The following is a 24,353-nucleotide window of genomic DNA, read 5'->3' as shown; positions in this document are numbered from 1 at the left end:
CGCACCGTACGCGCAGTGTCGGAAGGTCCGCAGAACCTTCGAGCGACCGCTCGCTGCTCCGACCTGGAGGGCGGAACAGCGGAAGCGGGCCGGCTGAGGCCCGCGCGTTCGATACGTGGAAATCTTTTGTCCGGAACCTGGATCGCGTCGGCCCCGAGCAGGGACCGAGAGTATCGACCTCAAAGAGCGGGAGCGGGCGCTTCCTCCAATGACGGCAGCGGCTTAACCCCGCGACCGGCCCGCTCGGACGGCCTCGATAATGTCGATGGCGGCCCGGACGCCGCCTTCTATATCCAGTTGGGAGTTATCTAGCAAGTAAGCATCCGGAGCCGGCTTCAGGGGGGCGATCGCCCGGTTCTTGTCGCGCTCGTCGCGCTGGATGATATCGGCGAGCACGGCCGCCTCGTCCGCCTCCTCGCCCCGCGCCTTGGCCTCCATGGTCCGGCGGCGGGCACGGACCTTGGGGTCGGCGACGACGAAGATCTTCACGTCGGCATGGGGGCAGATCACGGTTCCAATATCGCGCCCATCGAGCACGGCGCCGGGCGGATCGGCGGCGAATTGCCGCTGAAAGTTGATGAGGGCCTCGCGCACCTTGGGGATCGCCGAGACGATCGAGGCGCCCTCGCCGGCCTTCTGGGTCTTCAGGGCGGGATTGCCGAACTTTTCGGGATCGAGTTCCAGCGCCGCAGCGACCGCCGCCGCCTCGTCCCGGAGATCATGACCGGACTGCATCAGGGAATAGGCCACCGCGCGATAGATTACGCCGGTATCAAGGTGACGGTAGCCGTAATGGTGGGCAAGGCGCTTGCCGAGGGTGCCCTTGCCCGACGCCGCGGGCCCGTCGATGGCAATGATCATGAAAAATCGGCCCCAAGCGAACGCATCATCGGGATGAAATCCGGAAAACTGGTGGCGATGAAGGCGGTGTCATCGACGGTTACCGGCTGATCGGAGGCGCAGCCCATCACCAGCGCGGACATCGCGATGCGATGATCCATGTGGGTGGCCACCACGCCGCCGCCGGGAACGTGGCCGCGGCCTTCGACGATCAAATCGTCGCCGCAGACCTCGACCTTGACACCGTTGACGCGGAGCATGGCGGCGGTGGCCTCCAAACGGTCGGATTCCTTCACGCGCAGCTCCTGGAGGCCGCGCATGATGGTCGTGCCCTCGGCAAAGGCGGCCGCCACCGCCAGCACCAGATATTCGTCGATCATCGACGGTGCACGCTCCGGCGGCACCTCGACACCGCGCAATTTCGAGGCGCGTACCCGCAGCTTTGCCATCGGCTCGCCAGCGTCGCCACGAACTTCGCTTTCCTCGATCGAGGCACCCATTTCGCGCAGCGTGGTGAAAAGACCGGTGCGCAGCGGATTGGTCATGACGTCGGACAGGACGATTTCGGAGCCTTCGACGATCAGCGCAGCAACGATAGGGAACGCCGCCGACGAGGGATCGGCGGGCACGACGACATTGGCGCCATGCAGCTCCGGCTGCCCCACGAGCGTGATACGGCGGCCGTGCTGACCTTCTTGCACTGAGGTGATCTCGGCGCCGAAATGCTTGAGCATCAGTTCGGTGTGGTCGCGACTGGCCTCGGTCTCGATGACGGTCGTGGCGCCCGGCGCGGCCAGGCCCGCGAGCAGCACGGCGGATTTGATCTGGGCCGAGGCCACAGGCGTCTTGTAGGTGATCGGCAGCGGATCGCGCGCACCCTGGACGGTCAGCGGCAGACGGCCGCCCGCGCCGCCGGAGACGACCTTCGCGCCCATCTTTTCCAGGGGATCCAGGATCCGGCGCATGGGCCGGCTGCGCAGTGAGGCATCGCCGTCGAAAACCGCGGAGATCGGACAGCCGGCGACGGCGCCCATGACGAGCCGGCAGCCGGTGCCGGAGTTGCCGAAATCCAGCGGCGCTTTGGGCTCCGCGAAGCCTGCGACACCCACGCCGTTCACCTTCCAGGCGAAATCTCCGGTACGCTCGACCCCGGCGCCGAGCGCCTGCATGGATTTGGCGGTGTTAAGGACGTCCTCGCCCTCCAGGAGGCCCGAAATCCGCGTCTCTCCGACCGCGAGCGCGCCGAGGATGAGGGCACGGTGGGAGATCGACTTGTCTCCGGGCACCCTTACTTTCCCGGTCAGGGGACCGCTGGCGCGCGACTGGAGCGGCGTCGGCTTGTCGGAATCGGTCAAGTTTGTGTCCTTGGGTAGGCCCGAAACGTCCCTGTGGGACTCGCGGGGCAGGTACCACATGGTCTCCCCGCCGTCACGGGCATGTCGTTCTCCCGCAATGCGCTATTGACAGCGGGCCGCCAACTAGCCAAGTGAAGCACCGCTTTTCAGACATTTCCAGGATTCCTCTGCCGTGGCCAAGTCCGAACTCGGAACTAAACGTATTTGCCCGACCACGGGCAAAAAGTTCTATGACCTCAACAAGAATCCGGTGATCTCGCCCTATACCGGTGAAGTCGTGCCGATCGCGCCCATCGCGCCGGCTCGCGCACCCCGCGGTGCCGAAGCCCGTCACGCAGCCGCTGCCGCCGACGCCACGCCAGAGCCGGCGGAGGTCGAGGAGGTCTCGCTCGAGGAGGCCGATGCCGAGGAGAACACCGGCAAGGTCAAGGCCGTCGTGCCCGAATCCGAGGACGACATCGAAGTCGATGAAACTATCGAGGACGATGACGACGATGATTCGACCTTTATCGCCGACGACGAAGAAGGCGATGAGGACGTCACCGACATCATTGGTGATGTCGGCGGTGACGAAGAGACTTGAGATAATTCCAGAACTGTGGTTCTGGGTCTTTCCCGACGCGTCGCCCAAGGCGCGTCGGACGGTTAAGGGGCCATAGCTCAGCTGGGAGAGCGCTTGCATGGCATGCAAGAGGTCGGCGGTTCGATCCCGCCTGGCTCCACCAAATTTCTCGCAACTCCCTGGGAAATTTAAGTTCATTGTAGATCAACGCCTTAGCATCTCCCCTGTGTCGCACATCGATGTTACACAAAGGAATGAAGGCGATGTCGTCCACCTATCATCTGTTCAAGCGAGAAGGCGTTTGGAATTACCGACGCCGCGTCCCAACCGCGTTGATCCCGTTGCTCGGCAAAAAAACCATTCAGTTTTCTTTGGGGACGTCTGATCTCAAGGAAGCCAAGAAGCGGCGTGCGCTTGAAGACCTGAAAACCGCCGCTCAGTTCGAGGCCGCCGAGAAGAACCATAAGGTCACTGCGAACGGTTCGGATGGTTTGGTCATCTCTGCGGCGGGATCGCCACTTACGGAGCGAGAGGCCGTCCAGCATGTGCAGGAATATGTCCGACGGATGGATGCACGGTCACGGCGTCAACTCACTGAGGACCCTCCTGGGAGCGGCAGTGAGCAACAAAAGATCGAGGCGGACATTGGTCACGGCTTAAGCATCCTCAAGAACCGCGACGACCCCAGGGCTGATGAATGGGTGTATGCGGCCATGAAACGTATACTGGCGGATGCTGGGCATCCCGTGGACGAGGCCTCCTTGCCCCATGCTGCCTTAGCCGAGCTTGCTCGTCGTGGCTTGCTAGAGCTTCAGCAGCGTAAATTGGCGCGGATCGGCGACGATCATGGACGGCCCTTCTTTGACCACCTGTTCGACCCTAACCTCCCCCCGCCAGTTTCATTCGGCGAACTGGCCGACCAGTTCCTTGCGGTCATAGAAGAGGACGCGGGGGCGAACCAAACCAGCGAAAAATGGGTCGATAAACAGAGGGCCAACGTCACCCTGCTGCGGGAGATCATCGGCAACGCCGTGCCCATTCAAAATGTTGATTACGACGTCTGCCTGAAGGTGCGGAGCGTTTTATCGCGCCTTCCCGCCAACCGTTCCAAAATTTACAAAGGCTCAACGGTCAGTGAGGCCATCGACAAGGGCGAAAAGGCTGGCAAGCCCAAGTTGTCGTCGGGGACCCAGGAAATCTATCTCACGACCCTCGAAGGAATTCTCGACCTCGCCTGGAAGAAGCGGCTGATCGGGGCCAATCCGGCTCAGGGCATGAAGCCGGTTAGGCGTGAGGTGATGGAGGCCAGCGCGAAGCGCCGTCCCTTTGCAGCTGAACAGCTCAAGCAGTTCTTTGGCGGGTCGTTCTACCAAACGTGTGCATTGCATTCGCCCCCGTTCGGCCACGACAAGACCGGGTGGAGGTTCTGGCTACCTCTAATGTGCTTGTTCATGGGCATGCGCCCAAACGAAGCCTGTCAGATGAGCGTTGGCGACGTCAAACAAACTATCAAGGGGACCGCGTACCTCGATATCGTCGCGTCCACCGATGAGGATGACGCCGACCTGGGAGCCAAGCCCAAGAAAACCGTTAAAACCTGGAGCAGTAAGCGGAAAATTCCGCTGCATCCCGAATTGATTTCAGTCGGCTTTCTGGAATTTGTCGCGATCCGCCGCAAAGCCGGGCCGTCTGTCCAACTGTTCGGCGACCTCAAGCCCGATGGTTACGGCAACCACGCGACGTATGCTCTCAAGCGATTTCGGGAACAGTATCTGCCGAAGGCGATCAAGCTCGAAGCGCGTCAGAGCTTCTACAGTTTCCGGCATAATTTCCGAGATGCTCTTCGTCGGATCGATGCTCCGCCGGATGCACTGCAGGCCCTAGGTGCATGGAGCCAGGGAAAGCTGATCAGTGATGATTACGGCGACAAATCCAATCCCGACTACCAGCTGAAGTTCATGCAGTTGGTGGAATTCCCGGGGTTAGATTTGCAGCATCTTCACTGGAAGGGCTGAGGGGCGTCCCTGGCTCGTTCTTGCCTCAAAGCCCACCAAAATCGTTATAGTGCACCCAGCCCCCGCCGCCGGGCCTAGCCGTTTTATTCCGATCGCCTCGGTTTTGGCACGTCGCGGCATGTCAGCTGAGACTGCGAGCAAGAGCTTGACCCTTTCGTAGCTCCACCTCAATCGAGCGGCTGATCGGTACACACATGACGCCGTTCGATGGCGTGATCATTCACATCCGTTGACATTCGGTTTCCTTCCCCCATTCTCAATACTGCCTGAGCCATGGAGGGCTATGACGGTAGATGGTTACGCCATCGGACCGCCCTCCGCGACCCGGTCCGTTGGTGATCCTTGTAGGTCGCTGTCTTAGGACCCGGTATGAAGGCGAATACCCAATCTGATGTGTTGAGCGACCTTTTAGATCGCGAAAAAGCTGCGCGCCTCCTTGGCATCGCGCCGCGTACCCTTGATCGTTGGCATAATGAGAATGTGGGTCCCCCACGTTTGTTGATCGGACGCAAGGTCCGCTACCGCCGCACGAGCCTAGATAATTGGCTGCGCGGCCTCGAAGGACGCTCGTAAGAGAGCGCGCCGATCCGCGCGTACCCTTTCCATTTCAATAGGACGTCGACGAATGACCCACTCGCATAGAATAGCAGTTTTTTCTCACCTCGCGCGACATGGCCTGCACCGTGAGAAAACGCAAAAACATCCGGTTTGACAACAGGTCCGTGTGAAGGGGGCGCGTCGATGTCCAACTCAGAAGTAACAACTTTAGCAACTGTCGCGCAGAGTGAGAAAATTGATCTCACTCCCGCCGAGCAATGCTTACTTGACTGCAGAACACTGAAGGCGATGCAGCTACGTCAGCGCTATCCGGCGGAAGCGCGCAGCCACAGGAACATGCTGCAACGAAAACAAAAGCGGGGGTTTGTGCATCCCGAATTTCACGACTTTCGCAATTTCCTCCGAGTTGTCGGGCCGTGCCTCTGTAGAGGGGCTACGTTGGACCGGACAAACAATACCGATCCCGAATACGCTCCCGGGAAGGTCCGCTGGGCGGACAAGAGGACCCAAAACAATAACAAGGGTGACACCCTCCTATTTCACCACTGCACGGGTAAGGCTTATACCGTCTCGCAACTTTCCAAGATACAGAAAGTCCTCCCCACTACCATCCGGAAGCGTAAACAGCGGGGATGGACGGACGACGAGATAATCGACGGCAAACAGGCCTCAGCCGCCAGTGACACTCCCCCGAGCCGATCCCGCGCCAAGGCCACCCAGGGTGGGCCCGCAGCCTCGCGCAGCGTGCCGCAAATCAGCGATGCCGAGCATCGGTTTCGGAAGAAGGAGAAAGAAGCGGAGGAGTACCGCCGACAGAATGGCGAAGAATACTGCCTGCCTACGATTTCGGAACTTGAGGAACTTCTCGAGACAAAATTCACTCAAGAACAATACGATCGCCATTTTAAACGAGTGTGGGCTGATTGGTGGCCCCATGTGTTCGTGGACAAGCTGCCAGAGGAAGTCCAGCAGACCATCAAGCGGATATTTGGCCCTTTCAAAATCAGACACAGCGAGACAAAAGGCGAGACAGACATCGCCGCCCTCTACCAGTGGTACCTTGCCGTTAGTTGGGAGCCAAAGCCTCAGCAGAACAATGACTTATCTCGCCCGGCCTCAAGCCATCGCCAACCTGCACCTGAGGACAAAACGACCCACACCCCATCGAGCGACACTCGCGAGACAGCAGGAGTTGTCCAGCAGCCGCTGGGGGACACAAAAGGGCTTCCCGAGGACAATCCTTCTTTACATGAGCCGGCACAGGTCCATCGTTCAATGAGGGCACCCAGTATCCAGCTCCCCCCGAAAGTGGAGGAGAGCGATGGACGAGCCCGAACTGCTACCCCGATCCCCACTGCCCTGCCTGCTCCGCGATTTCGAGGAGCCCGACTGCGCTCCCCTGGACTGCACGCCCTGGACTGCCATGTCGGCCCTGCAAAAGTCGATCAGGCGCGGGAGGACGCAGATTGCGCTAGCAGCCGCATCGACCCTCCTCACGCAATCTCCCGAGGGTCTCTGGCGCAGATTGGCTTGTATCGCTTTCGAAGACATCGGGCTTGGCGATGTCGAAGTGACAGCCCTCACGACCGCCGCTATCGGCGGGAAGAGAGTGCGGGCAACGCTCGGTGGAGAGTGGAAAGTCGCGAGCTTCCTGATCACGCGAATGGCGAATGCGACCAAGTGCCGGGCGGCCGACGATCTCCTGCTGGTTGCCGAGAACCATCCCACCTTCGAGAGCCAGCGCCTGCAACTTGGCTTCAGCATGATCCCGGACCTGCTCCGGATAGTCGCCAGCACGGACCCTTTACCAGTCAGAGCCCTGGCAGCCTGGTTTGCACTCGGCACGGATCGGCGCCCCTCACCTCGTCTCGCTCGGCGACACGGCGACATTGCCTCGCTCTTCGCTGCGGTCCGCGAAATCTTGCCGCCCGAGCTGGTCGAGATCGCGTGGGAGGGCCATCGCCGCAGCGGCGAGGTACTGCCAATCTTCATGGCATTGCTCGCCCCGCAACTGCGGCACGAACTAACGAGCGTGCATGACGACGAGGTGCCAGTTGAAATCATGGTCGGGCCGATCCCGGGTTGGTGCTTAGACGTGTACACGAGGCCCGGGAGAGCTAGTCTCGCCAAGCTGATCGAAGGATCGACGGAGACGGCTCGCTGGGTCCGAGCCCACATTCCGCCACGGCAGCGGGTCCAGTTTCTCGGCACGATTATATTCAGGTTGGAGGGCCAATCCTCCCAGCGACGGTTGCGGTGGCCGATAGCGGACGAACTGCGACGAGCCGTCGATTATGAATGCAATGGAGCCCACTGCCGAGATGCCACCGAAATCCTGAGGCTCGCCCGAGCTGATCTGGGGGAGCTGAATGCGATCCGCACCGAACTAATGGAGGTATCAAGCCATGACAGCTGAGCTTCTAACCCGTGATACTATTCACTTATCGGAGGTTACCCCGGCACTTTTGAACCGTTTTGAGCCTCGGTTCCAATTAATTGCACACCCGACCGAATTCTCTCCAGAGACGGGGTTTTTCCTTCAAAACAGTGTGTCCGCGAATAGCCGCCGCGCCTACGAAAGCGACCTGCGGGAATTTGAGCGGGGTGGCGGCTCAATCCCCGCTTCCCCGGAGATCGTCGCCGAATATCTGGCTCAAAGCGCCAACAAGCTGAGTGTGGCCACCCTGGTACGACGGCTAGCCTCAATCTCGAAGGCACACGAAGTCCGGGGCTTTCCTAATCCCACGCGGTCCCCCTTCGTCCGGGCGATCCTAAGAGGCATCAAACGAACCTACGGCTGCGCTCAACGGCAGGCCAAGCCTCTGCTACGCGACGAGCTGATCCACGTGCTCGACGCCACGGGCGATCAGCTGAGGGACCTCCGCGACCGGGCTCTCCTTCTGCTCGGCTTCGCGGGCGCCTTACGCCGTTCCGAGCTGGTCGGCCTAAATGTCGGCGACGTCGAACATGCCCGGCAGGGCGTCATCCTGCACCTGCTTCGCTCGAAATCCGACCAGGAAGCTCGGGGAGAGAAAATTGGGATACCCTTCGCCCGCGGGCGGTGGTGTCCGGTCGCCGCCCTGGAAGCCTGGCTGGCGATCTCGGGCATCAGCGAAGGGCCGATCTTTCGGCCGGTAGATCGCCATGGCAGGGTCCATGACGGTCGCTTGTCCGGTGAAGCGGTGGGCGAGATCGTTCGGGAGCGCGTCAGCGCGGCTGGCCTCGATCCCTCCGGATACTCAGGGCATTCCCTGCGAGCCGGGTTAGCCACAAGCGCATCGCAACTCGGGGTGCCGACCTTCAAGATCAGAGAACAGACCCGCCACGCCTCGGACGCCATGCTGGCGCGTTATGTGCGGGACGGCGCAATTTTTTCCCAAAACGCTGCGGGCGCGCTACTATGAAATCTATTTCAATAACCGAGATGTTTTATGGAAGCTACTTGGTGGTACTTGGACGAATTCGGTCAAGTTGGTCCATTTACGCTGCAACAATTGAAAGAGGTCGTTGCCACCTTTGAGGAGAGCCATAAGCGCGAGCTTCGCGTTTGGCGAGAAGGTTTTCCGGATTGGATGGCGGCGGATGTTCTGAACGATCAAGACTGGGTGCCGTCCCAACAATCGGAAACACCAAAGGTAATCGCTCAAGCCACAGACGCTCTCGCTAAAGCCCGAAAAACCTATTTGAGCCGCTTAAGTAACGAGTTTTTCAGAGACGGGCGCGACCAGTTGCAGACGAATGCGCTCGGCGTAACGTTACCGCCCGCGCTGCCGCCGCCAATACCGAAAATCAAATCAATCCTTCTGCCCTGTCCAACCTGTCGGAGACCAATTTCAACAGGTGCGGGCTCGTGTCCGAAATGCAGCGAGCCACTTACGAATGGGTGGGTAGATAGTGAATTGGAACGGCAAAAAGCGCGCGGGAGGCAGGTAGGATTGTGGCTTGTGTTTGCGATACTCGCAGTGACCGCATTTTCGCTTTAGGCCAGCGCAACGAAGGAATGCATTGTCGACTTTCGAGGAGGGAAAACCCAGTATCTGTGCCGCGACCGAGAGTGACCGAACTGGGTGAGTTTGGACGCCAGTACTTGCTTCAGAGCCGAGCCGCGACAATTGGGGGGCTGAGCCGTGTTCAGTATGTTTCTAGTCGCTTACACTTCCGCGCACCTGATTGCCGCGGTCAGCTACCCCCTGGGTGATCAGCTCTGCGCGAACGCGCTGGGGCGCGGGATTTGGTATGGGCACGCGACCTGGGACGGGGACCCTCATAGCAAGAAGGGCAAGGACCAGGACGGCAACGAGCAGAACGGCGCGATCACGCTCGCCTGTGAGAGATACGACACCCGGCCGAAAGTGCAGACCCAAATCGACACGGAGCAGCGGGAGCAGTTCGAGAGCGACTGCTACAACCTGTACCAGTCCTACTCTGACTATAAAGAATGTCGCCAGCTACCGAACGGGGACGTCGAGATGACCCAGTCCGACGACAACGGCGACAACAGACATAGCTGGGTGGTCAAGCTCGATGAGCGCTGGAAAATCGTACGGCTTAAGGAGCAGAGGGCCAGTGAGGAAGAGTGCGACCAGATCGAGGGGATATTCGACGCTTGCTCCGTGTCCGAGCAGAGCCCCGAGTGCTCCATGGTGCACCGCGCTGGGGGTGGCGAGAGCAGAGGCATATCCCAGTTCTTCACCCGGCACCCCTCAGATAGCTTCGCTAACAAGCTGCACGCGCTGTGTCAGAAGGTCTGCTACGGCAAGATGACCGTGATCGCCGCAACTCGGAATTTCTGCCCGCATCAGCAGCCGCATTCTATGGCGGATAGGAGGGTGGACCCCGATGAACCTGGCAGTACAGCCCGCAAAACACCCAAGTGACCCACCCGTTGGGACCGACCAGCCGGAACGACTAACGAGGGTAGGATGAAATATGCAATTCTGGCACTAGGACTGCTCACCGTCCCCGCACGGGCAGCGACATGGACCCACGATGATTGTGAGGTCATCGGGGACTTCTTCGACAGCGCATCTAAGGAAGCGCGGATAGACGGGCTTCCAGACAAGTGTGAAATCCCCATCAGCGTTGGCTGGCGCGGCATCATGCCCGTGCTGGGGCCCGTGGCTGATAGACACCACATCTCCATCCAGAAAATGAACGAGGTCGGACACCAGGTGTGCCTCGGCAACCTGACCGCGCTGCAGGCAACGCGGCAATTCTGCCCCGGCTACCGGCCTAAGCCCTGATCCGATCCTGAGCTGATCGCTTCGCCCTGCCCGCTCTACCGATACGCCAATCAGTTCCTCGGCCTCCGGCGATCTTATTGGCTCCGAGCCAAGCCGCAAAAGCTATGAGCAGCGCACCCCGGTCTGGACAAGGCGTGCTGCTTGAATTGCATTTCTCTGCAAACCGAAGCCACGGCTCGGTAGTCCGCGTTTTCTTCTGCCACCTAACCCTACACGGCACCTGAAACTAAGGCGCCCAGAGCGAAATCGCCTCGGGGTAGACGCTCTTGAGGGCTCAAATTCCAAAGGCGCGGACGATTTTCCACCGTGGCGCAGCCCAATCGGCCACGCCTCTTGGCGGCTGATGAATTTGGAAGTTGTCACAATTTGCCGCCGAAAACCCACTGCTCCTGGCGGGCGAAATTGGTGGAATTTGGAGGCGATTTTCTAGGCGTCGGCGCTTGCGGTCACATGGACTGCGTTGGTCCTGATTAAGCAGTGACATCATCCCCGATTTGTTCAAAGCCGCTTGTGCTCGCGGACGATGATGTCTCGCCGCGTGTCGGCCTTGAGGGCGCCGTACCGTCCAAAACCATGAAGCCGACAACCACGGTAAAATTAATTAAATCACAAAAATAATAATTCCAGCATTAAAAATAATCCTCTCGGTGTTATAAGAGAGCGTTTTTAGGCCCGCTGCGCGGGACGTGCCATCTTTAGTCATGAGGTCGCTGGTTAGGCCTTGGGGGGATTTTCGATGAACATCATGCAGTTGAGCGCCTGCGCTGCCGCTATCGCAGCGGCAGCATCGTTTCCCGCGTCTGCGCAAGATGCGGACCAGGCTACTCGAAGCCGAGACGTGATAAGCCAGCCTATCCTTCCTGCTCCGGAAATGGGCAAGGGCGACATTATCGTGAAGTTCGGTGACGCGACCCGCATCTACTTCAAGAAGCCGATTAAGCGGATCAAGATCGATGACGAGTTTTTGGTCAAGGCCACCCCTCAGACCGATCATGTCGTAGAGTTCAGCGGCCTCTATCCCGGACGCTCAGCAATCACTGTTGAGGATGCGAATGGAAAGAAATCTTCGTGGGATATCGATGTCTTGGTCGTGAGTGAGCCCCACGTAGTGAAGGTCTATCAAGCGGGGCATATCAACAGACAAACGGGCGAACGCCGTTCAGACAGCAGCTCAGAGATTGGCGGTTACGTCACGCTCAGTTGTAATGAAATCGGATGTCGCGAGCTAGAGCCCGAGCTACAGGCGAGATTTCCGCTGGGCTATCCACGCTAAGCTACCACCTGTGCTCGGTGACGCTCGGGCGATCATTCTTTACTGACGGTGGCTTAGAGCTAACATCTCTATTATTTTGGTTAGCGGTGTTAGCCATGTATCGCATTGCTTTCATCCTAGGGCTCCTGGTCACCCCAGCTGTCGCTGAGGAGATCACGCACGACGAGGCCGTCAAGCTGGGTTCTCTCGGCGAGAAGGCCAGGAGCGATATTCAAAAGCACCTCGAAAGCAAGAACCTGAAAGTTACCCTGATAGAACTGATCTGGTCCTGTAGTTTCCAAAACGTTGTTTGCACGGCGAGCACGAAACTCAAGTTCACTGGCCATGCCCTTGTCGTGCCGCCTAGGGGTAACATCCAGGTAGCGGAGTGCGAGGCGACCGCAAACCCGGAAGAGACTGACGTCATCTCGTCTTGCCGGGTGTTTGCTCAAAATCTCAAATTCACCGAGCGCGAATGCGCGGTGGCGGAGCAGTATCTCAGCATCTGCGCGAAGAGCCTCGATGAGAATGACGGAGAGTGCGTTCCTGCCGACGTGAGCTATAAATGGCTACGGTGGGGCGACAATAGCACGCTCGCAATCGAGCAGCGACATCATCTCCCGTACTCTCGATTGACGCCGGACCAGGGCACACTTCACATTCTGTGCAAGAAGGTGTGCTATGAAGAGATGACCGCGCAGCAGGCGCTCAAGAAGTTCTGCCGCCGCCCGGCGCCTGCAGGCTACGGAGAGATCGTGATCCAGGAGGCGGAGGCCGCGATGATGCAGCATTATTCGCGCGGCAAATCAGTGCCGCCGACGCCCTCCGGCTGGCAGCGCCGGTCACGAAGGTACTGAAGCCGCCCCGGACCAAGCCGTAACCCGGCCCACGTTCTCAAATGTGACAGAGGGTGGATGAAATACGCTATTCTGGCCCTGGGACCTTTCATCACCCTGGCCGCAGCGGTTGAACCGAAGTTCCCGGATGTGTCGCGGCAGTTCATGATATGCAGCTCTGTCGAGCACATGCTCGAAACTTGCAACGCGAGCCGGATCAATCAGACAGTCTGCAAGTGGATCGACCACCGGGTGACACCAAGGGATACAGCGAGATGATCGCGCAAGGCTGGCTTTCGCAGAAAAAGTTTGAAGCGGTGTGCCAGCGCGTGTGCGCCAGGCAGCTTACCGTAGCGGAGGCCTTGTCCAGGTTCTGCCCGCCGGGGTGGCGCAGGGGCTCCGGCTTGGCTTCAAATCTCGCCCGTACACAGCCCACCTGAGATTAAGGCAGCCAGGACGAAATCACCTTGATGTAGGCGCTGTTGAGCGCTCAACCTCCTGGGCCGAGCACCCTTTTCACTCGTGGCGCAGCTCAATCGACTACGATGCTGAGACTTGATGAATTCGAGCGTTGATACGCAAATGGCGTTGAGACGTCGCCTTCTGGCGGACGAATTTGGTGGAATTTTGGAGACGACTTCCGCACTTCCGCCTGCTCAACATTTTTTACTCTGCTACACAACCGTGCTACATTAGGCGCTGACACGGTGCTCTAAAACGCTGATTTGTATGGTGAAACGTGGAGCCCGGAGATCACCCGCCTGGCTCCACCACGCTTCGCCCTTCGGGCTACGCGTGGCGCAGCCGCGCGGAGCTCGAAGGGCGAAGCGTGGTGTCCGGCGAAGCCCGAAGGGCGAAGACGGACTGGTGAGACTCCCACGCAGCGGCTGCCCGGGCGATAATCGTCAATGTGGTACGTCTACATCCTCCGCAGCATCGAATTTCCCGAGCAGGAATACGTTGGGGCTACGGAAGATCTGAAGCGCCGGTTTCCAGAGCACAATGCTGGCAAATCCACCCACACTGCCAAGTTCAAGCCTTGGAAGCTGATCTGGTACTGCGCCTTCCCTGACAAGCACAAAGCGCTCGCTTTTGAAGCCTACCTGAAGTCTCACTCCGGCCGAGCCTTCACAAAGAAGCGGCTGTCCTAAGAGCGCACCTCTAACCCTACTCCCCGATCACCGCATTCAACCGATCGCGCAACGCCACAATCTCGTCCTTCATCGCGACAAGCTCCGAGACCGAGCAGTCCGATGCCGCCAGAATCGATTGCGGCACGGCCCGCGCCTTGTCCTTCAAGGCCTGGCCCTGCGGCGTCAACGCGATCAGCACCTGACGCTCGTCCTCGCTCGAGCGCGTGCGCTTGACGAGGTGGGCCGCCTCGAGCCGCTTGAGCAGCGGTGTCAGCGTGCCCGAATCCAGGTGCAGCTTTTCGCCGATGCTCTTGACCGGCACGTCGTCGCGCTCCCACAGCACCAGCATCACCAGATATTGCGGATAGGTCAGGCCGAGCCGGTCCAGCAGCGGCTTGTAGACGCGGTTGAACGCATGCGCGGCGGAATAGACCGCGAAGCAGATCTGGTTGTCGAGGCGCAGCGGCGCGTCCGCTGCCGAATGTTTCCGGGGCATCGAGAATCTCACAGGACTTGCTCCATTCTGGGGCCGGCCGTCGCTACATTCAATTGCGAACAATTAAATGTGAGACGCTATAATTTCAATTGCGCGCAATCTAATTGCCTGCGATAAAGATGGCGCCCCCACCCCGAAAACACAGGGAGACAAAAATGTCAGTGAACGTCCTCTACAAGACCAGCGCAAAGGCCACCGGCGGCCGCGACGGCCATGCCGCGACCCTCGACGGCGCGCTCGACGTCAAGCTCACCACGCCGAAGGAGCTCGGCGGCGGAGGCGGCGCCGGCAACAATCCCGAGCAGCTGTTTGCTGCGGGCTATGCCGCCTGCTTCATCGGCGCGATGAAGTTCGTGTCCTCGCAGGGCGGCCCCAAGGTTCCGGCCGACGCCTCCGTGACCTCGACCGTCGGCATCGGCCCGCGCGCGGCCGGCGGCTTCGGTCTCGACATCGACCTTGCCGTCTCGCTGCCGGGCCTCGCCCGCGCGGAAGCCGAGGCGCTGGTCGAGAAGGCGCACCAGGTGTGCCCGTATTCCAACGCGACGCGCGGCAATGTCGACGTCCGTCTGACGGTCGTCTGATCGGTTAGCTGAAGCGGCTGGCCCGAGATACCCCTCGGGCCGGCCGCCTCCCTTGATTTGCCATCCCGCGGGATTGCGGCGAGCGGCCTGCATGACGCCCTACGCGCGAAGCCATTGCCGGCTCGGACGAACCTCGTTAGGCCTGTGATCAATACCGACACAGGGGACGCGAAGGCATGACTGAAGCCGCCAGTTCTGGAGCTGCCATGGGTGCAATGAGCGGCCTGCGCGTCATCGATCTGACGCGCGTGCTCGGCGGCCCCTATTGCACCCAGATCCTCGCCGACCATGGCGCCGACGTGATCAAGGTCGAGCCGCCCGCAGGCGACGAGGTACGCGACTGGGGCCCTCCCTTCCACGAGGAAGACGCGGCCTATTTCATCGGCATCAACCGCAACAAGCGCTCGATCGGCCTCGACCTCGCCTCCGAGGGCGGCCGGACCGTGCTGCTCAAGATGCTGGAGAGCGCCGACGTCCTGATCGAGAACTTCAAGCCGGGCACGCTGGAGAAATGGGGCATCGGCAACGAGGTGTTACGCGAGAAATTTCCGCGCCTCGTGCATTGCCGGATCTGCGGCTTCGGCGCCGACGGCCCGCGCGGCGGCAATCCCGGCTATGACGCCATCATCCAGGCCATGACCGGCATGATCGCGGCGACCGGCTCGCCCGAGAGCGGACCGATGCGGATCGGCGTGCCGCTGGTCGACATCGGCACCGGCCTCTATGCGGCGATCGGCATCTTGATGGCGCTGTCGGAGCGGCAGCGCTCGGGCCAGGGCCAGTTCCTGGAGACCACGCTGTACGAGACCGGTCTCGCCATCATGCATCCGCACACCGCGAATTATTTCATGCATGGCAAGCCGCCGTCGCTCACCGGCAACGAGCATCCCAACCTCGTGCCCTATGCGATCTTCCCGACCAAGACCGACGACATCTTCATCGGCGTCGGCAATGACGGCACCTTCCGCAAGCTCGCCAAGGAGATCGGCAAGCCCGAGCTCGGCACCGATCCGCGCTTTGCGCGCAACAAGGATCGCATCGGCAATCGCGAGGCGCTGCGGGCCGAGCTTGCCGCCGTGTTCAGCCAGCACGAGGCCGAGCCGCTGTGCAATCGCCTGCTCGCCGCGGGCCTGCCCGCCGGCCCCGTGCAGAAGATCGACCAGGCATTGACCAATCCGCACACGATCGCGCGCGGCGATATTATCGAGAAGGATTGGTACAAGGGCGTGGCGTCGCCGATCCGGCTCGACCGCAGCAAGCCGAGCCTGCGGCGCCTGCCGCCGAAATTCAGCGAGCACGCCGCCGAGGTCCTGGGCGAATTCGGCTACTCCAGGTCCGAGATCGACGCGATGGTCGAGCAGGGCACTGTCTGCGGCCCCGAGCGCAAGCGCTAGCGCCCTCGCCTTCCACATCCCACGGCAATGCCGCAGTGCGGTGCGGGCGCTCTGTGCACCGCGAACGGAGGACGCTGCGCGCGCGGCATTCGCCTATTTGACGGCTTCCCTTTTCCAGCGCTTGCCGCTTTCGTTTCGGCCGCTTACACAGTCATGTGAACGTCATATGGCGCTGCTAGCGCAAGCGATCATTTTTGACGGCCCAAGGGAGGTTTACTTGATGGCTCTTCGACATTTTGGAGCGGCTGCCGCTATTGCACTCACGGTTGGACTATCGGCCTCGCCGGCCTTGGCCGTGACCGAAATCCAGTGGTGGCACGCGATGACCGGCGCCAACAACGACGTCATCGTCAAGCTCGCCACCGACTTCAACGCGTCGCAGAGCGACTACAAGGTGATCCCGACCTACAAGGGCAACTATCCCGATACGATGAACGCCGGCATCGCGGCGTTCCGCGCCGGCAACGCCCCGCACATCATGCAGGTGTTCGAAGTCGGCACCGCGACCATGATGGCCGCGACCGGCGCCGTGAAGCCCGTCTACAAGCTGATGGCCGACGCCGGCGAGAAGTTCGACCCCAAGATCTACCTGCCCGCCATCACCGGTTATTATTCGACGTCGAAGGGCGAGATGCTGTCCTTCCCTTTCAACTCGTCCTCGACCGTGATGTGGGTGAACCTCGACGAGCTGAAGAAGGCGAACGTAGAGATCCCGAAGACCTGGCCCGAAACGTTCGAGGCCGCCAAGAAGCTGAAGGCTGCCGGTCATGACACCTGCGGCTTCTCGGGCTCCTGGATCACCTGGGTCAATCTCGAGCAGCTCTCGGCGTGGCACAACGTGCCGCTCGCCAGCAAGGCCAACGGCCTCGACGGCTTCGACACCTTGCTCGAGTTCAACGGACCGCTTCAGGTCAAGCATCTCGAAACCCTGGTCGAGCTGCAGAAGACCAAGACCTATGACTACGCCGGCCGCACCAACACCGGCGAAGGCCGCTTCACTTCGGGCGAGTGCCCGATCTACCTGACCTCGTCGGCCTTCTTCGGCAACGTCAAGGCGCAGGCCAAGTTCAACTTCACCGCCGTGCCGATGCCGTATTATCCCGACGTCAAGGGCGCACCGCAGAACTCGATCATCGGCGGCGCTTCGCTGTGGGTGATGGGCGGCAAGTCGGCCGAGGAATACAAGGGCGTCGCGAAATTCCTGACCTTCCTCTCCGACACCGATCGCCAGGTCTACATCCACAAGGCCTCCGGCTACCTGCCGATCACCAAGGCGGCCTACGCCAAGGCGAAGGAAGAAGGCTTCTACAAGGATCAGCCCTATCTCGAGACCCCGCTGCTCGAGCTGACCAACAAGGAGCCGACCGAGAATTCGCGCGGTCTGCGCCTCGGCAACATGGTGCAGCTGCGTGACGTCTGGTCGGAAGAGATTGAGCAAGCGCTGGCCGGCAAGAAGAGCGCCAAGCAGGCGCTCGATGCCGCCGTCGAGCGCGGCAACACGATGCTGCGGCAGTTCGAAAAGACCGCCGTCAAGTGAGGCAATGAGCGGCAGGCCGCGACCCGGCCTGCCGCTCTGCTGGCATCATGCAAAAGCAAGCCATCTTCCAGTCAAGACTGTTACCGTACGCGCTGGTTGCGCCGCAGCTCGCGATCGTCCTGATTTTCTTCTATTGGCCGGCCCTGCAGGCGGTGATCCAGTCCTTCCTGCTCCAGGATGCGTTCGGTCTGTCGACCACCTTTGTCTGGTTCGAGAATTACGTCGAGCTGTTCAAGGACGCAGCCTATTTCGAGGCGATCGTCCGGACCTTCTTGTTCTCGTTCGCCATCGCCGTCTCGTCGCTGTCCTTTGCGCTGCTGCTCGCCGTGATGGCGGACAAGCCGCTGCGTGGCTCGATGCTCTACCGCACGCTCCTGATCTGGCCCTATGCGGTGGCACCGCCCGTGGTCGGCGTGCTCTGGATCTTCATGCTGCATCCCTCGCTCGGCGTGCTCTCGCGCTATCTGCGCAATATGGGCGTCGACTGGAATCCGCTGCTCGACGGCGACCAGGCCGCGGCGCTGATCATCCTCGCCGCCGCGTGGAAGCAGATCTCCTATAATTTCCTGTTCTTCCTCGCCGGCCTGCAAGCGATCCCAAAGAGCGTGTTCGAGGCCGCCGCGATCGACGGCGCCCGTCCGATGCGGCGGTTCTGGACCGTGACCTTCCCGTTGCTGTCGCCGACCATCTTCTTCCTGCTGGTGGTCAACATCGTCTACGCCTTCTTCGACACGTTCGGCATCATCGACACGATGACCCGCGGCGGCCCCGGAACGTCGACGGTCACGCTGGTCTACAAGGTCTATTCCGACGGCCTGCTCGGCGGCAATCTCGGCAGCTCGGCGGCGCAGTCGGTGATCCTGATGGTCATGGTCATCGTGCTCACCGGAATCCAGTTCCGGTTCGTCGAACGCAAGGTGACCTACTGATGGTCGAGGAAGAGGGCTTCCGGCGCAACATCGCCCACATCATCCTCTGGATCGGGATCGCGGTCGTCGCCTTCCCCGTCTACATCGCGTTCGTCGCCTCGACCCAGGACAACGCGCTGATCGCCAACGGGCAAATGTCGCTGCTGCCGGGCGGCCATTTCTTCGAGGTCTACTACCAGACCATTTTCGTCGGCACGAGCGGATCGACCCGCGAGCCCGTCGGCAACATGATGCTGAACTCGCTGGTGATGGCGCTGCTGATCGCGGTCGGCAAGATCGCGATCTCGATCATCTCGGCCTACGCGATCGTCTATTTCCGCTTTCCCTTCCGGATGCCGATCTTCTGGATCATCTTCATCACGCTGATGCTGCCGGTCGAGGTGCGCATCTATCCGACCTACAAGATCGTCGCCGATCTGCACATGCTCGACAGCTATGCGGGCCTGTCACTGCCGCTGATCGCCTCCGCCACCGCGACGCTGCTGTTTCGCCAGTTCTTCATGACGGTGCCGGACGAGCTGCTGGAGGCCTCGCGCATCGACGGCGCCGGTCCCCTGCGCTTCTTCTGGGATACGCTGCTGCCGCTGTCGCGCACCAACATGGCGGCGCTGTTCGTGATCCTCTTCATCCTCGGCTGGAATCAATATCTCTGGCCGCTGCTGATCACCACCCGCGACGACATGCAGACCATCCAGGTCGGCATCCGCAAGATGATCACCACCACCGACGCGCTGACCGAATGGCCGATCGTGATGGCGACGGCCGTGCTCGCGATGCTGCCGCCGGTGTTCGTCGTCGTCGTGATGCAGAAACTGTTCGTGCGCGGACTCGTGGAGACGGAAAAGTAAATCCCATGGCTAACGTCACCCTGCGCAACGTCCGCAAAACCTATCCCGGCGGCTTCGAGGCCATCAAGGGCGTCAACGTCGATGTCGGCGACGGCCAGTTCTGCGTGCTGGTCGGGCCCTCCGGCTGCGGCAAGTCGACATTGCTGCGCATGGTCGCAGGCCTCGAAACCGTCACCGGCGGCGAGATCGACATCGGCGGCCGCATCGTCAACCAGATCGAGCCCGCCGACCGCGACATCGCGATGGTGTTCCAGAACTACGCGCTCTATCCGCATATGAGCGTCTTCAACAACATGGCTTACGGCCTGCGCAACCGCGGCATGAAGGAGGCCGAGGTCAAGACCCGCGTCGACGAAGCCGCCCGCGTGCTCGAGCTCACCTCGATGCTGGAGCGCAAGCCGCGCCAGCTCTCCGGCGGCCAGCGCCAGCGCGTCGCCATGGGCCGCGCCATCGTGCGCCAGCCGAAGGTGTTTCTGTTCGACGAGCCGCTCTCCAATCTTGACGCCAAACTCCGCATCGCGATGCGGGTCGAGATCCGCAAATTGCAGCGCCGGCTCAACACCACGTCGATCTACGTCACCCACGACCAGCTCGAGGCGATGACGCTCGCCGACATTCTCGTGGTGATGAATGGCGGCCAGGTCGAGCAGGTCGGCAATCCCTTGGCGATCTACGAGAAGCCGGCGACGACTTTCGTCGCCTCCTTCATCGGCGCGCCACCGATGAATCTGATGTCGATTCGCGCCGACGAGATCAAGTCGCAGCTCGGCAGCACCGACGCCGGCATCCTCGGCATTCGCCCGGAGGATTTCGTCATCACCGACCAGAGCCCGGCCGGCGGCGTCGCCCTTCCGCTCACCGTGGAAGCGATCGAGCGCGTCGGCGCTGAAACCTTCGTTTACGGCACGCGGGCTCAGGACGAGCAGCGCATCGCCGCCAACCCCGGCGAACTGCCGCCCGGCGAGGTCATCGTCCGCATTCCCGGCTCAGAGGCGCCTCCGATCGGCGAGAAGATCCGCGTCGCAGCAATGCGCCAAAAGCTGCATCTGTTCAGCGGCGATGGGCGGACGCGGATCGAGGCCTGATCGGGTTCCGCTGGGCCGTCGATTAAAAAACGCGAAAACAACCCCATGCACAGTAGAAGGGGGTTTGTTTTTGTTGAGAAAAATCACACCGCAATTTCGTCGGGCCGGCTTGTGGCAGGCGTTTCGCGCCATGGCGACAAGTCAGCTTTTGCGGGTGAGCTGCCAGTCCACAGCCCCGGCTACGTCCTTGAACCCACACGCGGATATGCCCATATTGCTGATCAAGGGGTGCCTGTACGGGCCCTGATGCACCAAAGTCGCTTCGAGAGGACTTTGTAAACTATGTCTCGTGTTCCCATGCTTTCCAGTCCCTTCCTTCTGGGCTTCGACGAGATCGAGCGCGTGCTCGATCGGGTTGTCAAAGGCGCCGACGGTTACCCTCCCTACAATATCGAGAGGTGCGACCGGTCGGAGGGCCAGCCCGAGCGTCTGCGGATCACGCTGGCGGTCGCCGGATTCACCCGCGACCAACTCGATGTAACCATTGAGGAAAACCAGCTCGTCATTCGCGGGCGGCAGCAGGACGACAAGACCCGGCAATACATCCATCGCGGCATCGCCGCGCGCCACTTCCAGCGCACTTTCGTGCTGGCGGAGGGGATGCTGGTGCTGGGTGCGGATCTGAAGAACGGATTGCTGGCGATCGATCTTGCCCGGCCGGAACCGGAGAGGATCGTTAAGACAATCGCTATCAATGAGCACGAATAATGGAACGAGTAGCGGACTCGACCGCTTAGTTTCGAGAGAGGAGTCGAGACCATGAGTGAAGGTCACGTTGCGTTCGAATACGAAGCCAAGAACGTCTCGCCGGAAACGCTGGCAACCCTCGGCGAAGGCCATATCGCCTATGTGAAGCAGATCCGCTCTGAGGATGTGCCGGGCCTGTTTCCCGAAGCGCCGAAGATCGCGCCGGGCCTCAAGCTCTTCGCGCTCCACGCCGCCGACGGCACGCCGATCATGCTGACCGACAGCCGCGAAGCCGCAATCGCCAACGCCTGGAGCAACGAGCTGCAAGCGGTGAGCGTGCACTGAGCACGCGCGCGTCGCACGAATAGGGTTTCAAGCGGGCATGCCTTCGCAGGAAGGCGTGCCCGTTTGCTTTGGGGGATCCAGAATCTTTCCGTGGCAAGATTTTGGATTGCTTCGCTCGCTCGCAATGAGGCAGTGTGCGGCGATGGCTCGCGTCCCGGATGCACCTCAACGCCCGGCCGGAAGCAGTGCCCGCAGGATGTCCGGCTTCCAGGCTTGACGCGCGCTGTCGAAGGCCGCGAAATCATGATCGAACTGCCAATAGGCCCAAGCCCAGCCAAGCCGCTCTGCGCTCCGCGCCACGAATGACAGATATCTGGTCCGTGCTTCGGCTGGAGCGGCCTCGTACACGCCGAACTCGCCGAGATAGATCGGGCGCTTTTCTCTTTGGGACCAGGACCGAATCTTCTCGAAATCGGCGCGGGCCTTCTGTTTATCCTCCGGGGTACCCCAGTCGAGCGGGCCGATTCGCGAGAATGTGGGCGACCACGGTGCGCCCTGATGGGTGAAACGGATCGGCGCGTAATAGTGAAACGTGACGATCAGATTCCGGTCATCCGACGGCAGGACCAGGTCCTCGACCGGCATCTCGTCGACGTTGAGAACCGAAGCGATGACCGTCCGCCGGGGATTGGTGGCGCGGATGATGCTGAGGCACTCGTTCAGAAGGCCGTTCCAGCCGGTGGACGACATCTGCCCGCCCGGCTCGTTGAGGACCTCGAAGACAAGTGCTGGATATTTCCCGGCGTAGCGCGCGGCGATTTGGGTCCAGAACGATTTCAGCTTGTCTGTGCACTCGGAGATGTCGCGCTGACAAACATGGGTATCGTGCTCGTCCAGGATGGGGATGAGATTTCGGGCGAGCACTTCCTCGATGACGCCATCGAGCCGCCTCAAGACGACTTCATCCATTACCTTCTCCGGATTCATGAATCTAAAGCCGAAGAAATTTATCCGAACGTGCGAGAACCCGGCGCGTCTGATCGCAGTGAGGTTGTCCAGACGAAATGGCGCGTTTCGGCCTCCCTCCCAGACGCCGTCGTAGCCGAGGATGTTGATGCCGCGCCCCAATTTTGGAGCAGGGGGCGTGTTGGCCTGTCCGGCTGCCTCGGTCCGGAAGCAGATCGGAAGCACGGATAGTGCCAAGACAAGACGAAAGGCTATCGTCCAGCGGACGCGGATGGCATTCATCCTGTTTGCCCCGTCATTGCTGCAGGCCCCTGCTGGGGCACCGGCCTGCACACTGCGAAGAAGAATGCGACGAGCAGCACCGACGTGAACATTGTCGAGCGAAGAAACATCGTCTCCGTGAAGTTCGATTGAAAGCTCAGGACGACGAAGCCGATGATCAGCGCGCAGTGATACCGATCGATCGACCGGGTGGCGATCAAATAGAGGACCTTTTCCGAGAACAGATAAACGCTCGTGACGAACAGCAAATATCCCAGAAATCCAGTTTCAATCGCGACCGCGATGTAACCGCTATGATAATTGTCGAGCACCCAGCCATGATTCTGGTTGAAATAGTCGTAGATCGCGGGGCGCGTCCAGAATCCGTTGATGCCGAAGCCCAGCAGCGGCGCATCGTTGAAATGGCCGATGGCGTACTGCCAAATGAAGGTCCGCTCGGTCAAATCGACGGTCGCCTCGCCGAGATGGATGGAATCGTACCCCGTCACGTAAAAATACAGCATCAGCAGAGCGGCCAGGATGCACATGATGAATGGCAACACCGCATAGATTTTCATGCAGCGGATCGACCACATGGAAGTCACGAGCAGCCCGCCCGCCGCGAATGCGACAGCGCCGGCACCACGCGACTCCGAGGCGATGACGCAGGTCGATGCCAGAACAAGCGACACGAGGAATGCAATCCATCCCTGCCCCGTGATCTTCTGATAACAGGCAAAGAACATCAGATATGCGCTGATAAAGCCGAGCGTCTGCTTCGATTCGTAGATTCCTTGCCACTGGCCGTTGTGCATCCAGCTCTGGTCGACGCCGATCTCGGGCACGAAGACGGCGCACAACGCCGAGGCGGCGACCAGAACGAACAGCCCAAGCGCCGTGGATCCGACGATCTCGTCGATGTCGATACGCGTGATGAGGCAATACGCACCGAAAGTCGTCACCACAAGTGCAACGCTCTTCATGATCGCTGCGATGGAAAGCGTGGTCCAGAGAACGGAAACGGCCGCGAGGGCATAAAATGTGACCAACGCGATGAGATCTGGATTGGGCTGGATCCGGACCCGCGGCCGTACGAAGACACTGGCATAGATCGAGACGATCCACATCAGCAGCGCGACCGCCTGCTGCACATAGCTCCACTCTGAAGGTAGTAATGCGGGGTGAAGAACACCCATTGATGCGACCACGTTGAGGGTGATCGAGCTGCGGATCACGTTTCTGGCCAGCCGTTCCACGCCGGCGCTTGGCGCTTTCCAGATCGCGCTTTCATATGCATCGGAGTCCGCTGCGGTATGCAGTCCGGCGCCAAGCTGACCACCCTGAAGCACGGCCGCGGGCCGCTCTTCCGCCCCGGCACCGATGTGCAGCGGCGCCCTTCCATTCCCAGTCACGTGCACTCAGTCCATAACGGCGAACGGCCCTTAACGATGTGAGGGCCGCCCCTATGCCCTACGTCTCAAACGGGAAGA

Annotated in this window: 24 protein-coding genes and 1 tRNA gene; 20 read left to right on the top strand and 5 right to left on the bottom strand. The window is 60.7% G+C overall.

The window, feature by feature from the left end:
• Window positions 1-222: 222 nt before the first annotated feature.
• Window positions 223-861 carry a (d)CMP kinase gene (gene cmk, locus IVB50_RS11290; protein ID WP_018455758.1) on the bottom strand — a complete coding sequence of 213 codons (639 nt, stop codon included), beginning with the start codon at window positions 859-861 and terminating at the stop codon, window positions 223-225.
• Complete coding sequence (gene aroA / locus IVB50_RS11285) at window positions 858-2,195, bottom strand: 3-phosphoshikimate 1-carboxyvinyltransferase (RefSeq protein ID WP_018455757.1); 1,338 nt, start codon at window positions 2,193-2,195, stop codon at window positions 858-860. The genes cmk and aroA overlap by 4 nt, the downstream gene beginning before the upstream one ends.
• A 172-nt stretch (window positions 2,196-2,367) precedes the next feature.
• On the opposite strand from aroA, the gene IVB50_RS11280 reads away from it, so the two are divergent.
• The 12 genes from IVB50_RS11280 to IVB50_RS11225 all read left to right on the top strand — a co-directional run bounded on the left by IVB50_RS11280 (window position 2,368) and on the right by IVB50_RS11225 (window position 13,812).
• Window positions 2,368-2,778 carry a TIGR02300 family protein gene (locus IVB50_RS11280; RefSeq protein WP_007598417.1) on the top strand — a complete coding sequence of 137 codons (411 nt, stop codon included), beginning with the start codon at window positions 2,368-2,370 and terminating at the stop codon, window positions 2,776-2,778.
• Between the two features lie 66 nt (window positions 2,779-2,844).
• A tRNA-Ala gene (locus IVB50_RS11275) sits at window positions 2,845-2,920 on the top strand.
• Between the two features lie 100 nt (window positions 2,921-3,020).
• On the top strand, window positions 3,021-4,772 hold the full coding sequence (locus IVB50_RS11270; RefSeq protein ID WP_247295870.1) for a site-specific integrase: 1,752 nt from the start codon (window positions 3,021-3,023) through the stop codon (window positions 4,770-4,772).
• 369 nt (window positions 4,773-5,141) lie between these two features.
• Window positions 5,142-5,345: a helix-turn-helix domain-containing protein gene (locus IVB50_RS11265; protein WP_247295867.1), complete on the top strand. Its 204-nt coding sequence runs from the start codon at window positions 5,142-5,144 to the stop codon at window positions 5,343-5,345.
• A 1,306-nt stretch (window positions 5,346-6,651) separates the two neighbouring features.
• On the top strand, window positions 6,652-7,746 hold the full coding sequence (locus IVB50_RS11260; protein WP_247295864.1) for a hypothetical protein: 1,095 nt from the start codon (window positions 6,652-6,654) through the stop codon (window positions 7,744-7,746).
• A complete protein-coding gene (locus IVB50_RS11255; RefSeq protein WP_247295861.1) occupies window positions 7,736-8,734 on the top strand; it encodes a tyrosine-type recombinase/integrase in 999 nt (332 codons plus the stop codon). The genes IVB50_RS11260 and IVB50_RS11255 overlap by 11 nt, the downstream gene beginning before the upstream one ends.
• A 27-nt stretch (window positions 8,735-8,761) precedes the next feature.
• A complete protein-coding gene (locus tag IVB50_RS11250) occupies window positions 8,762-9,313 on the top strand; it encodes a DUF4339 domain-containing protein (protein ID WP_247295859.1) in 552 nt (183 codons plus the stop codon).
• Window positions 9,314-9,457: 144 nt separating this feature from the next.
• Window positions 9,458-10,207 (top strand): hypothetical protein, encoded by a 750-nt coding sequence (locus tag IVB50_RS11245; RefSeq protein WP_247295857.1) that lies wholly within the window; start codon window positions 9,458-9,460, stop codon window positions 10,205-10,207.
• A 45-nt stretch (window positions 10,208-10,252) separates the two neighbouring features.
• Complete coding sequence (locus tag IVB50_RS11240) at window positions 10,253-10,573, top strand: hypothetical protein (protein ID WP_247295855.1); 321 nt, start codon at window positions 10,253-10,255, stop codon at window positions 10,571-10,573.
• A 736-nt stretch (window positions 10,574-11,309) separates the two neighbouring features.
• A complete protein-coding gene (locus IVB50_RS11235; RefSeq protein ID WP_247295853.1) occupies window positions 11,310-11,846 on the top strand; it encodes a pilus assembly protein N-terminal domain-containing protein in 537 nt (178 codons plus the stop codon).
• A 95-nt stretch (window positions 11,847-11,941) separates the two neighbouring features.
• Window positions 11,942-12,682 (top strand): hypothetical protein, encoded by a 741-nt coding sequence (locus IVB50_RS11230; RefSeq protein WP_247295852.1) that lies wholly within the window; start codon window positions 11,942-11,944, stop codon window positions 12,680-12,682.
• A gap of 887 nt (window positions 12,683-13,569) precedes the next feature.
• A complete protein-coding gene (locus IVB50_RS11225) occupies window positions 13,570-13,812 on the top strand; it encodes a GIY-YIG nuclease family protein (RefSeq protein ID WP_018455755.1) in 243 nt (80 codons plus the stop codon).
• A 16-nt stretch (window positions 13,813-13,828) separates the two neighbouring features.
• Here IVB50_RS11225 and IVB50_RS11220 read toward each other — a convergent pair whose 3' ends face one another.
• Window positions 13,829-14,290, bottom strand: a complete 462-nt coding sequence (locus IVB50_RS11220) for a MarR family transcriptional regulator (RefSeq protein ID WP_018455754.1) — start codon at window positions 14,288-14,290, stop codon at window positions 13,829-13,831.
• A gap of 155 nt (window positions 14,291-14,445) precedes the next feature.
• Between IVB50_RS11220 and IVB50_RS11215 the strand changes: the two genes are divergently transcribed.
• The 8 genes from IVB50_RS11215 (at window position 14,446) to IVB50_RS11180 (ending at window position 21,696) form a co-directional block, all read left to right on the top strand.
• Window positions 14,446-14,871, top strand: coding sequence for an organic hydroperoxide resistance protein (locus tag IVB50_RS11215; protein WP_007598424.1), 426 nt, complete (start codon window positions 14,446-14,448; stop codon window positions 14,869-14,871).
• A 176-nt stretch (window positions 14,872-15,047) separates the two neighbouring features.
• Entirely contained in the window at window positions 15,048-16,265 is a 1,218-nt protein-coding gene (locus IVB50_RS11210) for a CaiB/BaiF CoA-transferase family protein (RefSeq protein WP_026233020.1), read from the top strand.
• A 220-nt stretch (window positions 16,266-16,485) separates the two neighbouring features.
• A complete protein-coding gene (gene ugpB / locus IVB50_RS11205; protein ID WP_247295850.1) occupies window positions 16,486-17,802 on the top strand; it encodes a sn-glycerol-3-phosphate ABC transporter substrate-binding protein UgpB in 1,317 nt (438 codons plus the stop codon).
• 47 nt (window positions 17,803-17,849) lie between these two features.
• Entirely contained in the window at window positions 17,850-18,731 is an 882-nt protein-coding gene (gene ugpA / locus IVB50_RS11200; protein WP_018455751.1) for a sn-glycerol-3-phosphate ABC transporter permease UgpA, read from the top strand.
• On the top strand, window positions 18,731-19,579 hold the full coding sequence (ugpE, locus tag IVB50_RS11195; protein WP_018455750.1) for a sn-glycerol-3-phosphate ABC transporter permease UgpE: 849 nt from the start codon (window positions 18,731-18,733) through the stop codon (window positions 19,577-19,579). Before ugpA ends, ugpE begins: the two co-directional genes overlap by 1 nt.
• 5 nt (window positions 19,580-19,584) lie before the next feature.
• Entirely contained in the window at window positions 19,585-20,664 is a 1,080-nt protein-coding gene (locus tag IVB50_RS11190) for a sn-glycerol-3-phosphate import ATP-binding protein UgpC (protein WP_018455749.1), read from the top strand.
• Between the two features lie 282 nt (window positions 20,665-20,946).
• Window positions 20,947-21,372 (top strand): Hsp20 family protein, encoded by a 426-nt coding sequence (locus tag IVB50_RS11185; protein ID WP_026233018.1) that lies wholly within the window; start codon window positions 20,947-20,949, stop codon window positions 21,370-21,372.
• 51 nt (window positions 21,373-21,423) lie between these two features.
• Window positions 21,424-21,696, top strand: a complete 273-nt coding sequence (locus IVB50_RS11180; protein ID WP_007598581.1) for a DUF1150 domain-containing protein — start codon at window positions 21,424-21,426, stop codon at window positions 21,694-21,696.
• A gap of 165 nt (window positions 21,697-21,861) precedes the next feature.
• On the opposite strand, the gene IVB50_RS11175 is transcribed toward IVB50_RS11180, so the two are convergent.
• The gene (locus IVB50_RS11175) at window positions 21,862-22,884 is read right to left on the bottom strand and encodes a glycoside hydrolase family 5 protein (protein WP_247295991.1); all 1,023 of its coding nucleotides are present in this window, start codon (window positions 22,882-22,884) and stop codon (window positions 21,862-21,864) included.
• Window positions 22,881-24,281, bottom strand: coding sequence for an O-antigen ligase family protein (locus tag IVB50_RS11170; protein ID WP_026233017.1), 1,401 nt, complete (start codon window positions 24,279-24,281; stop codon window positions 22,881-22,883). The genes IVB50_RS11175 and IVB50_RS11170 overlap by 4 nt, the downstream gene beginning before the upstream one ends.
• Window positions 24,282-24,353: the final 72 nt, after the last annotated feature.

The sequence above is a fragment of the Bradyrhizobium sp. 87 genome (assembly GCF_023073015.1).
Lineage (GTDB): Bacteria > Pseudomonadota > Alphaproteobacteria > Rhizobiales > Xanthobacteraceae > Bradyrhizobium > Bradyrhizobium canariense_D.
This window is presented reverse-complemented; position numbering and strand designations above follow the sequence as displayed.